The organism is Mesorhizobium dulcispinae (genome assembly GCF_033977345.1).
GTDB lineage: Bacteria > Pseudomonadota > Alphaproteobacteria > Rhizobiales > Rhizobiaceae > Mesorhizobium > Mesorhizobium dulcispinae.
Genome location: NZ_JAVIIY010000009.1, coordinates 242,298 through 256,529 on the forward strand (window position 1 = coordinate 242,298; position 14,232 = coordinate 256,529).

13 protein-coding genes, 1 tRNA gene and 1 pseudogene are annotated in these 14,232 nt (G+C 65.4%); 12 read left to right on the top strand and 3 right to left on the bottom strand.

Features of this window, described 5'->3' with window-relative positions; genetic code table 11:
- Positions 1-224: 224 nt before the first annotated feature.
- From RFN30_RS20700 to RFN30_RS20745, 11 genes and pseudogenes are all read left to right on the top strand, one after another.
- Positions 225-300: transfer RNA gene (locus RFN30_RS20700), tRNA-Thr, on the top strand.
- Positions 301-725: 425 nt separating this feature from the next.
- Entirely contained in the window at positions 726-2,462 is a 1,737-nt protein-coding gene (locus tag RFN30_RS20705; protein WP_320263934.1) for an adenylate/guanylate cyclase domain-containing protein, read from the top strand.
- A 600-nt stretch (positions 2,463-3,062) separates the two neighbouring features.
- Complete coding sequence (locus tag RFN30_RS20710) at positions 3,063-3,257, top strand: Flp family type IVb pilin (RefSeq protein ID WP_320263935.1); 195 nt, start codon at positions 3,063-3,065, stop codon at positions 3,255-3,257.
- 299 nt (positions 3,258-3,556) lie between these two features.
- Positions 3,557-3,760, top strand: coding sequence for a YodC family protein (locus tag RFN30_RS20715; protein WP_320263936.1), 204 nt, complete (start codon positions 3,557-3,559; stop codon positions 3,758-3,760).
- A 122-nt stretch (positions 3,761-3,882) separates the two neighbouring features.
- Complete coding sequence (locus RFN30_RS20720; protein ID WP_320263937.1) at positions 3,883-4,308, top strand: EF-hand domain-containing protein; 426 nt, start codon at positions 3,883-3,885, stop codon at positions 4,306-4,308.
- Positions 4,309-4,353: 45 nt separating this feature from the next.
- Positions 4,354-4,890: an RNA polymerase sigma factor gene (locus tag RFN30_RS20725; protein WP_320263938.1), complete on the top strand. Its 537-nt coding sequence runs from the start codon at positions 4,354-4,356 to the stop codon at positions 4,888-4,890.
- A 65-nt stretch (positions 4,891-4,955) separates the two neighbouring features.
- Positions 4,956-5,405: a hypothetical protein gene (locus RFN30_RS20730; RefSeq protein WP_320263939.1), complete on the top strand. Its 450-nt coding sequence runs from the start codon at positions 4,956-4,958 to the stop codon at positions 5,403-5,405.
- The gene (locus RFN30_RS20735; RefSeq protein WP_320263940.1) at positions 5,402-5,848 is read left to right on the top strand and encodes a periplasmic heavy metal sensor; all 447 of its coding nucleotides are present in this window, start codon (positions 5,402-5,404) and stop codon (positions 5,846-5,848) included. The genes RFN30_RS20730 and RFN30_RS20735 overlap by 4 nt, the downstream gene beginning before the upstream one ends.
- 107 nt (positions 5,849-5,955) lie before the next feature.
- Positions 5,956-6,239 (top strand): annotated as a pseudogene (locus tag RFN30_RS32420) (GCG_CRPN prefix-to-repeats domain-containing protein).
- Between the two features lie 105 nt (positions 6,240-6,344).
- Positions 6,345-7,793: a DUF1800 domain-containing protein gene (locus RFN30_RS20740; RefSeq protein ID WP_320263941.1), complete on the top strand. Its 1,449-nt coding sequence runs from the start codon at positions 6,345-6,347 to the stop codon at positions 7,791-7,793.
- A 19-nt stretch (positions 7,794-7,812) separates the two neighbouring features.
- Positions 7,813-9,051, top strand: coding sequence for a DUF1501 domain-containing protein (locus tag RFN30_RS20745; protein ID WP_320263942.1), 1,239 nt, complete (start codon positions 7,813-7,815; stop codon positions 9,049-9,051).
- 394 nt (positions 9,052-9,445) lie between these two features.
- Here the strand turns inward: RFN30_RS20745 and RFN30_RS20750 are convergent, their stop codons facing one another.
- Positions 9,446-9,712 (bottom strand): GCG_CRPN prefix-to-repeats domain-containing protein, encoded by a 267-nt coding sequence (locus RFN30_RS20750; protein ID WP_320263943.1) that lies wholly within the window; start codon positions 9,710-9,712, stop codon positions 9,446-9,448.
- A gap of 297 nt (positions 9,713-10,009) precedes the next feature.
- Between RFN30_RS20750 and RFN30_RS20755 the strand changes: the two genes are divergently transcribed.
- The gene (locus tag RFN30_RS20755) at positions 10,010-10,456 is read left to right on the top strand and encodes a pyridoxamine 5'-phosphate oxidase family protein (protein ID WP_320263973.1); all 447 of its coding nucleotides are present in this window, start codon (positions 10,010-10,012) and stop codon (positions 10,454-10,456) included.
- 9 nt (positions 10,457-10,465) lie between these two features.
- On the opposite strand, the gene RFN30_RS20760 is transcribed toward RFN30_RS20755, so the two are convergent.
- On the bottom strand, positions 10,466-12,052 hold the full coding sequence (locus RFN30_RS20760; RefSeq protein WP_320263944.1) for an indolepyruvate oxidoreductase subunit beta family protein: 1,587 nt from the start codon (positions 12,050-12,052) through the stop codon (positions 10,466-10,468).
- Positions 12,045-14,198 (bottom strand): thiamine pyrophosphate-dependent enzyme, encoded by a 2,154-nt coding sequence (locus RFN30_RS20765; protein ID WP_320263945.1) that lies wholly within the window; start codon positions 14,196-14,198, stop codon positions 12,045-12,047. Before RFN30_RS20765 ends, RFN30_RS20760 begins: the two co-directional genes overlap by 8 nt.
- Between the last annotated feature and the right edge of the window lie 34 nt (positions 14,199-14,232).

Genomic DNA, 14,232 nt, shown 5'->3' on the forward strand with positions numbered 1-14,232 from the left:
AATCAACACTTTTTGTCGCCGCCGCCGGATCGGCTCCCGCCGAACCGGACACCAGCCGCCGGCGGGCCGGTAAGCCGCGCTGGCGGGGCGCCGGAGGCCGTCGCGCAGCGACAACCGACGAGAATTGCCGCGCATGGGCGCAGGATTTCGCCACCAGCCATCTTGAATTAGCTGACAGTTGAGTCTATCAACCGGCGCATCTTGGAAGCCCAGCGGCTTCCCGGGCCGCTTTAGCTCAGTTGGTAGAGCACATCATTCGTAATGATGGGGTCGCGTGTTCGAGTCACGCAAGCGGCACCAGCCTATTCCTAAAAGCGCTTTATTTCCAACACCATACGCCTATTGGGTGGATTTGGATTCACCCATGAACCCACCCGGGATCGCCTAAAGCGGACACTGCGGTGTCGGACGGCCGCATTGCGCCACTTGCCGACCTAAGCACCTCCAAGCGCGAACGTCTGGCGTGATGCCGGATACAAAAGCAGCACCACGGTGGCGTCAACCGGTTACACAGGGCAGGGAATATCCCCAGCCTTCCGGAAGTGGCGTCTCAGCGTCCCGGAGGCTGATAGCCAAATCCCGTGAAGGCAAGGTCAAGCTGCTCTCCGTTCCAGCGACGGGCGGAGACTGGGAGAGAGATGGATACCATGCGCGTGGCGCGTCTGGACGTTGGCAGGACATGGACGCGGAGCGGCCCGCGTGCAGGAGCTTGGCTGAGCGGTGCGATGACCACGCAGCGCCACCTCGCAGCGATCCTGGCTTGCGACGTGGTCGGTTATTCGCGCCTGACGGAGCGCGACGAGCGCGGCACGCTCGAGCGGCTGAAGACCTACCGCAAGGAACTCCTCGAACCGCTGGTCTCCGAGAACCAGGGGCGGATCGTCAAGCGCACCGGCGACGGCATGCTCTGCGAGTTCGCGAGCGTCGTTAACGCGGTGACCTCGGCGATGGCGATCCAGCAGGCCCTGGCAGAACACGAGGCGGAGACGCCCGGGGAAGAGCGGATTCGCTTGCGCATCGGCGTCAATCTCGGCGACGTGGTCTGCGAGGAGGACGGCGACCTCTACGGCGACGGGGTCAACATCGCCGCACGCCTCGAAAGCATCGCCGATCCCGGCACCGTGGTCGTCTCGGGCACCGCCTACGATCACCTTCAGGGCAAGCTCGACTTCGGCTTCACGCCGCTCGGCGACCTGCGCCTCAAGAACATCGAGCGGCCTGTGCGCGCCTACCGCGTCGAGACCGACGCCAGTGCTGCACCGCCTCCCCTGCCCGAGAAACCCTCGATCGCGGTTCTGCCTTTCACCAACATGAGCGGCGACCCCGACCAGGAATACTTCGCCGACGGGCTGGTGGAGGACATCATCACCGGATTGAGCCGGGTGAACTCCTTCTTCGTGATCGCCCGCAACTCGTCCTTCACCTACAAGGGCCGGGCGGTGGACCTTCGCCAGGTCGGGCGCGAGCTGGGCGTCCGCTACGTGCTCGAAGGCAGCATCCGCAGAGCCGGATCGCGGGTGCGCATCAGTGGGCAGTTGGTGGACGCGATCAGCGGACACCATGTCTGGACCGACCGCTTCGAGGGCGACGTGAGCGACATCTTCGACCTGCAGGACAAGGTGACCGAGAGCGTCGTCGGCGCTGTCGAGCCGAGCATTCGGCTGGAGGAGATCAAGCAGGCGCGCATGAAGCCGACCGACTACATCAGCGCATACGACCTCTACCTTCGCGCGCTGCCGCGCTTCTACAGCATGACACGCGATGGCTTTGCCGACGTGCGCAGGCTCACCAACGAGGCGCTCAGCATCGACCCTGGCTTCACCTTGGCGAAGGCACTCGGCGCCTATATCCGCAGCCTATCCGTGAGCCAGTGCTGGCACGAGCCCGACGATGTGCGAGTCGCCGCGCGCATGGCGCGCGAGGTCCTGGCGGAAGCGCGCGACGACCCCACGAGCCTACGCTTCGCCGCGCAGGTGATCGCCTACAGCGCGAAGGACTACGAGATGGCGCTGAGCACGATCGAACGATCCCTGCTGCTCAACCCCAATTCGGCGCAGGGCCATACCGGCAGCGGCTGGGTGAACGCACATTCCGGCCGCCCGCTCGTGGCGATCGAGCACTTTCACAGGGCAATGCGGCTGAGCCCGGTCGACCCCGAGAAGGGCATCGCGCTCTCCGGCATCGGGATGAGCTACCTGATGCTCGAGCGCTATGAGGAAGCGCTGGCATGGGGAGAACGCGCGCTGCACGAGATGCCGAACTACGGCTCCTCGCACCGGGTGGTGATCATGGCGCTGGTCAAACTCGACCGGCTGGACGAGGCGCAGGCGGCGGCGCGGCGGCTGATGGAGGCATTCCCGACCTACACGCTCACCCTGCAAAGACAGATCAACCCATGGCAGGACAAGGTGTTCGCCGAGCGTTACGTCGAGGCGCTGGGCATCTCCGGCGTGCCGGAGTGATCGTCGCGGCTGCAAGGATCCCCTCCCCTGCGCGTCACGTCCGGCCAGGCGAGCTCCCTAGCTGAGGGACCGAAAGCGGGACGTGCGCTTCCAGGCTGCAAGCGACAGGAGACAATCCAGCCCACGCTAATTCGTAATGATGGGGTCGCGTGTTCGAGTCAGCTTGTGGCACTCTCCGCTTGTCGGACACGGTGCTCGCTCGGAGCTGTCTAGCTTCCACCGCAAACTGACGCCCAGGGTCGGGATATTTCCCCGTTTCTAACGGATACGGCCAACCGACCTTGCGATATTTAGCATACATTTTAAGAGGCAACGGGGACGCGCCTGTCGTACTCCGCGAGCATTTCGGTGGACGGGGCCCTGCGAATAAAGGCCGGTTCGGGAGCGCCTTAACGGTTCTTCCTCGGGCACCACTTACATTATATATTAGTAATTTCTACAATTACCCAGTGCGCGATCGAAACTCAATTCGTACACCACTTCATCTATACATTATATTTTACTGAAGTAACAGATTCTTAACTTATTCGATTAAGGTCTTCAAAATCGTTTCTTGATAGTTAGGGCAGGTCACCAACGGGCAACAAGGGAAACCCTCCAATGTTCAAGCTCATCAAGCGTTTCAAGAATAACGAATCCGGTGCAACGGCAATCGAGTACGGCCTGATCGCGGCGCTGATCGCCCTGGCGATCATGGTCGGCGCAAGTTCACTCGGCAAGGCGCTCAACAGCAAGTTCGAGAAGATCGCAGGTTGCGTCAGCAACCCGACTGCAAGCGGCTGCGCTACCAAGTAAGTTCTGTCCATGTGTTACAGCGCGGTTTTTGAGGTCGCCTTTGGGCGACCTCTTTTTTGCGTATAGCACGAAGCGGGTCGAATATATCGAGCTCCTCAAGGATCGGCGCCGTTGCGGTGACCCGACCGCTCCTCAAACAGAACAAGTCCGCGTAAGTGCCTAGCAAATATTCCTTGAAGACTTGACCGGATATACTGCGCTCCATTCGGGGCGTTCTGCGCCAAACAGTCGAGGCACATCGACCATTGTCGCGACTCAGGTTTGGTGGAAAACTCCCAGCGTCAGCATGGGAGGTCGAAATGCCCAATAGTTTCAAGACCGGAGACGTCGTCAGGCTGAAATCTGGAGGCCCGGACATGACGGTGAGCGATGGCGCCGCCTCGGGCACGTATCTGTGCCACTGGTTCAACCGCGAAGGCGATGTCTGGACCCCGCAACATGCCGGCTTCAAGCCGGACCAGCTGGTGGTGGTCGACGAACGGAAAATAGTTTCCGCAGCCTGAACGGCTGCTTTCCGGTGATCCGGCGACTTCGTATGGCGGAACGACCGACGGATTTTCTCTGTCACCGCGTTTAACGGCTGAAGCATGGCCGCCAGTGGCCGCGCGCAACCGGAGACGAGAGCATGATCCGCCGCTTTATGTTTGTCGCTGCCCTTGGCCTGCAGGCGGCAGCCGCAGCCGCGCAGACAACGACGCCAACTCCCGCGCCGACCCAAGCAGCGCCAAGCGCCCCAACTCCCGCCAAGCCCGGCGCCACGCTGGAAAGGTTCGAGGCGCGCCGGGAAAGGGCGTTCATGCGGGCGGACACGGATGGCGACGGCAAGGTCAGCCTCGCCGAATGGACGGCATTTCAGACCGAGCGCAAGGCCAAAGGCGACCCGGCTAAAGCCTTCGCACGGATGGATGCCAACAAGGACGGCTTCGTCGACAAGTCGGAACTCGACGCCTTCCTCGCCAAGCGCTTCGCGAGGCTCGACACGAACGGCGACGGCGTGCTGACCGCCGACGAGCGGCCGGGCCACAAAACCGCTCCCAATCAGGAGCAATGACCGAGAGGTTATGCGGCACGATGATCATTGGGAGCGCCCAGCCTGATGGGCGCCGATCCGGACGAGGAACTGGTACGGCGCATCGGTGCCGGCGACCAGGCCGCCGTGCAGGCGATGGTGGCGCGCAAGCTGCCGCGCGTGCTTTCGCTCGCCACCCGCATGCTCGGCGACGCGGCCGAGGCCGAGGACGTCGCCCAGGAGACCTTCGTGCGCATCTGGCGACATGCCTCCGGCTGGCGACAGGGGCAGGCGCGTTTCGACACCTGGATCCACCGGGTGGCGCTCAACCTCTGTTACGACCGGCTGCGGCGGCGCCGCGAATGGACGACGGACGAACTGCCGGAGGTGGCCGATGAGGCACCGCTCCCCGACGTCGGAGACGAAGGCCGCCGCGTCGAGCAGGCGCTGCAGCGCATCGCGCCGCGCCAGCGCGAGGCGATCGTGCTCGTCTATTATCAGGAGATGTCCAACATCGAGGCTGCCCGCGCCATGCAGGTCAGCATCGACGCGCTGGAAAGCCTGCTCGCGCGGGGCCGGCGTTCGCTGCAAGCCATGCTCGTCGGAGATGACGGCGATGACTGAGCATCTAGCGGTGGTGGGGACTGCAGCGTGGGGGGGCACGTCAAACCCGTGGAAGGGGAAACGAGATGGCTGAAGAGAGAAAGGCCGCGGATGGGCCGATGGACGCCCGGCGCTTCGCCGCGCTGGCGGACGCCTATGGCAGCGCCCTGCATCGCTGGCCGCGGGCCGAGCAGACTGCCGCCACGCTGTTCGCGGAGAGCGAAGAGGGCCGCGCCATCTTGGCGACCGCCGGCAGGCTCGACGCCATGCTCGACCGGCATCACGTCGAAGCATCAAGCCGGACGCTGCATGGCGAGATTGTTGCAGGAGCTGCATCCGCGATCAGGCAGGAGCGCCGCCGCCGGTTCTGGTGGCTGGGCTTCGGGCTTGCCGGCGTCGGCCTTGCCGGCGCCGTGGCCGGGCTGGCGCTGGTCACCGTCGTCACTCCCGACACCCAGTCCGACCGCTATGTGATGGACGCCAACGCAACATCGTTCGGCGATGCCGGTCCCGACGCCGACACGGAGGACCTATGAACGCTCGTCTTTTCGCGGCATCGCTGGTGCTGAACGTCTTCCTGATCGGTGCTGTCGCCGGCGGTGCGGGCTGGCTGATCGGCCGCTCGGGAATGGGCTATTCGCTGGAATCGGCCGGCGGGCAGCTCCCGGCCAACGATCGCAAGATATTCCGCCAGGCGCTGCGCGACGTGCGCCGAGAGTCTAGGCAGATCATCCTCGACGGCCAGCAGGCGCGGCGCGAGGCGGCCAACCTCTTGCAGCAGCCGACGCTCGACGCCAACGCTCTGGCCGCAGCCCTGGAACGGGCGCGCAATGCCGACGCCACCATCCGCAGCCGGCTGGAACAGCGCATCGTCGAATTCGCCGCGTCGAGCTCGCCGGAGGACCGTAAGCTGCTGGCCGACGCCCTGCTGCGCCATGTCGGCAGGCAGCGGCCGCCCCCGGCAAAAAATACGCCCTGAGGAGCGACGGAAACGGCAAGCCGCCTCCGTTCAAGGGAAAGAGGGACAGGCCTGGCCGCGAGAATGCGGGCAGGTGGTTTCAACCTCGATAAATTCGGGAGTATTGCATGAACGGTCTGACGAAATATTCGCTCGCTGCCGTCCTTGCCATCGGCGGTACGGTCGCGGCAGGTGCCGCCTCGGCAATGCCGATGGCGCCGGTTGCGGCGCCTGCAACCGTCGAGCATGTGGCCTGGGGATGCGGCCCCGGCTGGCATCCCGACCGGTGGGGGCGCTGCGTGCCCAACCGCCGCGTGATCTATCGGGCTACTACTATTGGGGCGGACCGAGCATCTATATCGGCCCGGTCTGGCATCCCTGGCACCGCTATCACTACTGGCGCCGCTGGTAAGCCGCCTGCCGGTCTCATGATAACGGCACCGGCATCATGAAACCTTTCGCCTGTTAGGACATGCCGCCGACGCGACTTGCGTCGGCCCGCGCGACGGAGGCTGCATTGGCCCTATCCGTTTCAAATGTCGCTCCGCCCGATCCGGCGCTTGTCGCGCTCAACCGCTTCGGGCTCGGCGCGAGACCCGCTGACGATCCCGGCAAGATCGCGGCCGACGCGCGCGGCTATCTCAGGGCCGAGCTCAAGCAGCAGGACATCGCGCTCATCACGGCCGACGATTCCAAGAATGCCGGCCTGCTGGACAGCACCGCCGCGATCCAGGCCAGCATGGCCGCCGCCGCAGAACGCAAGGCGGCACGGGAGAATAAGGCGGCGCCCGTCATGCAGCCTGCGACCGCGGACAACCCGACCGACGCAAAAGACAAGCCGGCCGTGCCGCCGGTCGAGGCCGATATCTATCGGGATGAAGCGCAAGCCCGCTTCGACAAAGCGCTCGCTGCGGCGCCCGGCTTTGTCGAACGGCTGGTCGGCTTCTGGTCGAACCATTTCTGCATCTCGATCGCCAAGGCCCAGATCGTGCGGGCCTGCGCCGGCGCCTTTGAGCGCGAAGCGATCCGGCCCTTCGTGCTTGGCCGCTTCGCCGACATGCTGCTGGCGGTCGAGCACCACCCGGCGATGCTGTTTTATCTCGACAATCAGCAGTCGATCGGGCCGGATTCGCGCGCCGGAAAGAGGCGCGGCCGCGGCCTCAACGAGAACCTTGCCCGCGAGATCCTGGAACTGCATACGCTCGGCGTCGGCAGCGGCTATGCCCAAGCCGACGTCACCAGTTTCGCCGGCATGCTGACCGGCTGGACGATGGCCGGACGCGAAGGGCGTCTGGGCGAGCCCGGCACGTTCGTGTTCAACGCCAATGCGCATCAGCCTGGCGAGGCGGTGCTGCTCGGCAAGACCTATCCGGCGGGCGGCATGGGCCAGGCGGAAGCGGCGCTGAACGACATCGCCCGCCACCCGGCGACCGCGCGGCACATCGCCACCAAGCTCGCGCGACACTTCCTTGCCGACGATCCGCCGGCGGCGGCGGTCGACCGCCTTGCCGAAGTCTTTGCCAAGACCGATGGCGACCTGCGCGCATTGGCGCTTGCCCTGATCGATCTGCCGGAAGCCTGGTCGATGCCACCGACAAAACTGCGCTCGCCCTTCGACTATGTCTCGGCGGTCCGGCGAGCGATCGGCCCTGCCGCCGACAACGAGCCGCAGCGGACGCTTCGCTGGCTAAGGGCGCTGGGCGAACCGCTCTGGCAGCCGCCCGGGCCGAACGGCTTTTCCGACCGGAGCGATAGCTGGGCTTCGGCCGAGGGCCTCAAGACGCGCCTCGACATCGCCTGGCAGGCCGCGAAGCAGGCAAGTGACATCGGCAACCCCGACGACATGCTTTCCACTGTGATCGGCGCCTCTGCTTCGGCCGAGACGCGAGAGGCGATCGCGCGCGCCGAATCCAGGCAGCAGGGCCTGGCGCTGTTGCTGATGGCGCCAGAATTCCAGCGCCGGTGAACACAATGGAGAAGCGGCCATGAGCCTTCTTTGTGAAACGCCGAACCCATCCCGCCGCGCCGTGCTGATGACCGGCGGGGCGCTGTTTGCCTGGGCTTATCTGCCGCGCTTCGCGCGCGCCGCCGACAAGCGCGACCCGCGCCTGATCGTCATCGTGCTGCGCGGCGCGCTGGATGGCCTGTCGACGGTCGGCCCGGTCGGCGATCCCGACTATGCCGGCCTGCATGGCGACATCGCGCTCTCGCTCTCGGGCGCCAATCCGGCGCTGCGGCTCGACGGTTTCTTCGCGCTCAATCCGGCCATGCCGGTGTTCGCGCGGCTGTTCAAGGCGGGACAGGCGGCGGTGGTGCATGCCGCCGCGACCGGCTACCGCGACCGCTCGCATTTCGACGGCCAGGACGTGCTGGAAAGCGGCCTGCCCGGCCCGGGCAACGCCACCACCGGCTGGCTCAACCGGGCACTGGAAAACCTGCCGACGGGCGATAGGGTGGCGAAGGCAGGCGGGCTCGCGGTCGGGCCGTCGACGCCGCTGGTGATCCGCGGCGCCGCACCCGTGCTCGGCTGGGCGCCGCAGGCGCTGCCGACTCCGGGCGATGCACTGGCCGAGCGTGTCCTCGACCTCTACAACCATCGCGACCCGGTGCTGGCGGCGGCGCTGCAAAAAGGCCTCGACGCCGACCGGATGGCGCTCGGTGACCAGCTCGACGGCAAGGCGATGAAGCCGAAAGGCGGTCTCGACAATGCCGCCGGCATGCGGCAGTCGGCGCAGGGCGCGGCGAAGCTGATGGCGGCGGACGACGGGCCGCGCATCGCCGCGCTTGCCTTCGACGGCTGGGACACGCATGTCAACGAAGGCGGCGCCACAGGACGGCTCGCCAATCTGCTCGGCGGCCTCGACGGCGCCTTCGGGGAATTCGAGAGCGGGCTCGCCGAGCGCTGGCAAGATACAGCGATTGTCGCCATCACCGAATTCGGGCGCACCGCCCGCATCAACGGCACGGTCGGCACCGATCATGGCACCGGCACGGTGGTGCTGCTCGCTGGCGGCGCGATCAAGGGCGGCCGTGTCATCGCCGACTGGCCCGGCCTGAAGCCGGCTCAGCTTTATGAAGGCCGCGACCTCGCGCCGACCAGCGATGTGCGCGCGGTGCTGAAGGGCCTTTTAGCCGACCAGTTCGGGCTGTCGTCGGCGGTGCTTGGCGACAAAGTGTTTCCGGAGTCCGGCGTGGTGAAGCCGATGCGGGATCTGGTGGTGTGAGTTCTGGCTTCGCCCATCAGCGATAGGCGCTCGTCGTTAAGAAACGCGGCGAGCGCAAGGTGAGATCAGTCGCGATCCTTCGCGCCCCCCTCTGTCCTGACGGACATCTCCCCCACTTGGGGGGAGATTGGCAGCGTCAACGCCGCGCTCACTCCTGCGATGTTGAACATGTACGACGGTGGCGATTGGCGAAAGCCGGCGTGACGTCTGATCTCCCCCCTTGTGGGGGAGATGTCCGGCAGGACAGAGGGGGGCGCTGTCCCGCCGACGTCTCAAAGCTTCTCCACCGCTGCAACGCTCTGAGGCCATGGACACGAATCCCTCCGCTCCTGTTAGAAACTCGGCAAAAACGCCCGCGCCGTTTCCGGCACGGGCGCCAGTCCCCAAAAAGCGATCACCAGCTCCAATAGCCGGGGTGCCAGCGGTGGTGATACCAGAAGCCCGGATGCCAATGGCGCACCGGCCGGATGAACCGGCGACCGTTCGGCACGCATCTGCCCCAGCGGTTCACGTGCCAGCCGGGACCACAGCGCCAGCCGACGGTTTCGATCGGCAGCGGCGTAGCGCTCGGCTTGGCCATCGGCATGGCCTGCGCGCCGGCGCCGGACAGCAGCAAGGTGCCGGCCGCCAATGCGAACGGCAGAAAATATCTGGTGAGCATAAGGTTCGTCTCCGTGATTCATCCCTACCTCCGTGGAACGGAGGAAGCGGCCGAATTCCGTCGCAGCGAGGCTGATCACATATTCGTCAGATCTGTTCGGCGTTTTGGCCAGACTGCGGCTCGGCGTGCAATGCTTCGCAGTTCGTATCCGCCGCGACTGCCGAAGGTTCGCCCGCAAGATGGCAAGGCTTTGCCGCATGACCAATTGATCCATATCAATGAGCCATGATGCGCCCCGCACTAAGATTGGACGAACAAAGATTGTTAAGGCCGAAGGCCGGATGGGAGATCATGCCGATGATGATCCGCACGCTCTCTGCTTTGGAATGCACGAAATTGCTGGCGGCCAACCGCACCGGCCATCTGGCATGCGCGAAGGACGGACAACCTTACGTCGTGTGCTTCAACTACGCCTACGCCGACAACCACCTCTATGCATTCTCCTTGCTCGGCAAGAAGATCGACTGGATGCGGGCCAATCCCCTCGTGTGCGTGCAGATAGAAGAACATACCGAGGGGCGCGGCTGGAGAAGCGTGATTGTCGACGGCCGCTATGAGGAACTGACGGACCGGATCGGCCACAAGGTTCAGCGTGATCATGCATGGGCGGTGTTGAGCAAGCACGCGCAGTGGTGGGAGCCTGGTGCGCTCAAACCGGTCACGCCTCCGACGTCAGATAGCCTGCCGCACGTCTTTTTCCGGATCCTTGTCGAAAAGGTTTCGGGTCGGGAAGCAAGCGAATAGTTCGAACGGCTATAAAGCCGGGCTATCGCCCAGCGTCGCCACCGTCTTCAGCGCGCCATCCAGCATGTCGCCCTTCTCGTCCTTCAGCGCCGCCTCGCGCAGGCGGCGGATCCAGTCGGCGGCATCGTCGCGGCCCTTGAGCATGGGCAGCGCCGAGAGCACGCGGTCGAATTTCGACTGGGCGCGGGCATGGGTGTCGCTGTAGCCCTTGATCAGCCGGCGGCAGTTCAAAATCTCGGTGCCGAGCGCGTAGTTTTCGCGGGCGTGGGCGAGCGCCAGTTCGTACCAGCGCTCCAGATGCTCCATCTCGACCCTGTGGCGGAGCAGGCGGCGGCGCCAGCGGCGCAGGCCGCCGATGAACCACAGCATGGCGAAGCCGGTAAAACTGTCGGTGCGGATGTGGCGGCCGCGGTTGATGCGGCGGTCTAGGAAGGCGGCGAGCTTCGGCCGACTCTCGATATAGCTGCCGAGCGCCACCGGCAGCGTGCCGCAGAATTCCTCGATGCGCGGATGGAAATATTCTGTGACCTGCAGAACCGAACCTTCCCTGACGCCGACCTCCTTGCGCACCCGCTTGTCACGGGTCGAACGTGTCTTCAAGTCGGCGACGCGGATCATGTCGTCGTAGCACATGGCGTTGGCCAGATGTTTTGCGGCGGCGATCGATAACGCATAGCCGCGCTCCGCATTGTCCAGCGCAATCGCTCTGTCCAGCCTGTCCAGGTATTCGCCGCCATAAGCGATGTCCTGGTAGTCGACGACCTTCTTCAGGCCGCGTTCGGCCATGTCGCGCACCGGCTCAGGCAGCGCCGCGATGCGGGTGGCGAGTTCCTGCCAGCCCTTCAGCAATGTTTCAGGGCCACTGACCTTCGCCGCCGGCCCGGCTTCGGCAGCGGCGGGTTTTGCCACCGCCTGTTCACCGGCGGGCGCGGCCGCGATTCCACGCGCGCGGTCATAGGCGGCGCCGAAGGCCGCGAGGCTGGCCTTCACGCCACGGCCGCCGGCGCCGATCGCCTCTTCGTAACTTGCGCGGGCAAACGGCAACGCGTCGGAACCGGCCAGCGCGCCGAGCAGGCTGGCCGAAATCATGGTGCCGTTCTCGGCGGCGATCTTTTCCATGTCGAAGGCGATGAAGCATTTTGCAGCGGCCTCAGCCGTCGCGTGCACCTTCTCCGACGAGGCGCGGCCGTCGCCCGGCTCGATCTTTTCCGAGACGGCGGCGATGCGGTGCGAGGAGGCGATCAGCGTCGTGCGCTCGGGCGTGACGAAGCCGCGGATGATGGCGCGGCCGGCCTCCATCAGTTCGGCGGCGATCAGGATGTCGACGTCGCCCTGCGAGGGCGAGAGCGCGAAGACCGGCAGCCGGCCGGTGTCGTGGGCCATCTCGATATAATAGATCGTGGCGCCGGTGCGCTGGGCGACGCCGGCAACAGAAGTCGACTGAGCGATGTAGCCGCTGCGTTCGGCGACATCGGTGATCCAGTCGGCGAGCACGCCGCCGCCCTGGCCGCCAACCGCGAGCACGGCGAGTTTTATCACCTGCTCGTCATCAGAGGCGCCCGTCTTCGGACGCAGTGGAGAAGCCTGGTCAAGCATCGGCGAACATCAGACGGCGGCTCTCGCGGCGGCGCTGCAATAGGCCGATCGCCGCGCGGCGCGCGCTTTCCAGGAAACGGTCCCAGCGGCTCGGATTGTGGACGACATCGGCGCGGTAGAAGGACGGACAGAGCACGGCCGCGTCCGCCACCTCGCCGCAATTGCCGCAGCCGACGCAGTTCTGGTCGATCGATGCGACAGGATCGTCGCGCAGCGGATCGTCGAGCGACTTCACCGACAGCGACGGGCAGCCGGACAGCCGCATGCAGGCGTGGTCGCCGGTGCAGACGTCCTCGTCGACGCCGAATTTCGGCTTCACCACCCTTGTCCCGCCCTTGATCGCCTTGTCGAGCAGTGGCTTCTCGCGGCGCTGGCGGTTGAGCATGCATTCCGACGAGGCGACGATGACCTTCGGCCCCTTCTCTTCGGTCGTCAGCGCCTCGCGCAGCGCGGCTTGCATCTTGCCGACATCATAGGTGCGGTCGATGTGACGCAGCCATTTGACGCCCATGCCCTTCACCGCCTCGGTGATCGGATGTTTCGTCGACTTCGTCCGGTTCGAGGCGCGCGAAGACAGGATGTCCTGGCCGCCGGTCGCGGCGGAGTAAAAATTGTCGACGATGACGATGACGCCGTCATTCTTGTTGAACACCGCATTGCCGATCGAAGAGGTGAGGCCGTTGTGCCAGAAGCCGCCATCGCCGACAAAGGAGATCGAGCGGCGCTTCGCCTCCGGCGAATTGAAGGCGGAGGCGGAAGCCGGACCCAGCCCATAGCCCATGGTGGTGGCGCCAAGCTCGAAGGGCGGCATGATCGAGAACAGATGGCAGCCGATGTCGGAAGCGATGTGGTGCTTGCCGAGCTCCTGCTCGACCAGCTTGGTTGCCGCGAAGATCGGCCGCTCGGGGCAGCCGACGCAGAAGCCGGGAGGACGGCCGGGAACGACATTGATGAGATCGGCGGTGTCGACACCCTCGCCCAGCTTGTTCGGCGCGCGCACTTCGCCCGGCAGCAGATGCGGAGCGTGCGCCCGCAGGAAGGAGCCGATGCCGTCGAGCATCACCTGTCCGGTATATTCACCGGCCATCGGCAGATGCTCCTTGCCGACCAGCTTCGTGCCGCGCCCAGCCTTGTGCAGCATGGCGGCAAAAGCCTGCTCGATATAGTTGGGCTGCCCCTCCTCGACGACCAGCACCGCCTGCTTGCCTTCGCAGAAGGCGAGGAACTCGTCGTCGACCAGCGGATAGACGGCGTTGAGCACATAAAGCGGCACATCGGTGTCGCCATAGGTGTCGGCGAGGCCGAGCCGCTGCAGAGCGCGGATGACGGAATTGTACATGCCGCCCTGCATGACGATGCCGACCGAGCCGTGATCCGAACCGAAGATCTCGTTGATCTTGCGCTCGCGAATGAAGTCGACCGCCGCCGGCCAGCGTTTCGCCACCTTCTCCCTCTCGTGCAGGAAGGAGGCGGGCGGCAGCACGATGCGGCCGGTGTCGCGGCGCGGCGCAGCAAGCGCGTCGGCGACCGACATCGGCGGGCGCTTGTTGTCCTTGGCGATGAAGTGGCCGTGGACATGGCAGCAGCGGATGCGCACCTGCAGCATGACGGGCGTGTTGGAAGCCTCCGACAGCTCGAAGCCATCCTCGACCGCCTTGACGATCGAGGGCAGGTTCGGGCGCGGATCGAGCAGCCAGACCTGGCTCTTCATGGCGAAGGCATGGCTGCGCTCCTGCATGATCGAGGAGCCCTCGCCATAGTCCTCGCCGACGATGATCAGCGCGCCGCCGGTGACGCCGCCGGACGCCAGATTGGCGAGCGCATCGGAAGCGACATTGGTGCCGACCGTCGACTTGAAGGTGGCGGCGCCACGGATCGGGTAGTGCACGGAGGCGGCAAGCATGGCGGTGGCGGTCGCTTCCGAGGCGCTCGCCTCGAAATGCACGCCGAGCTCGCCCAGAATGTCCTGCGCGTCGGCGAGCACATCCATCAGGTGGCTGATCGGCGCGCCCTGGTAGCCGCCGACATAACCGACGCCGCATTGCAGCAGCGCCTTGGTGATGGCGAGGATGCCCTCGCCCGCGAATTCCTCGCCGGCCCCTAACCTCAGCTTTTCGACTTCCTTGGCAAAAGACCGTTCGGCCATCTCTGCCTCCTTCCGTTGCCGCCCTTGATCGGCG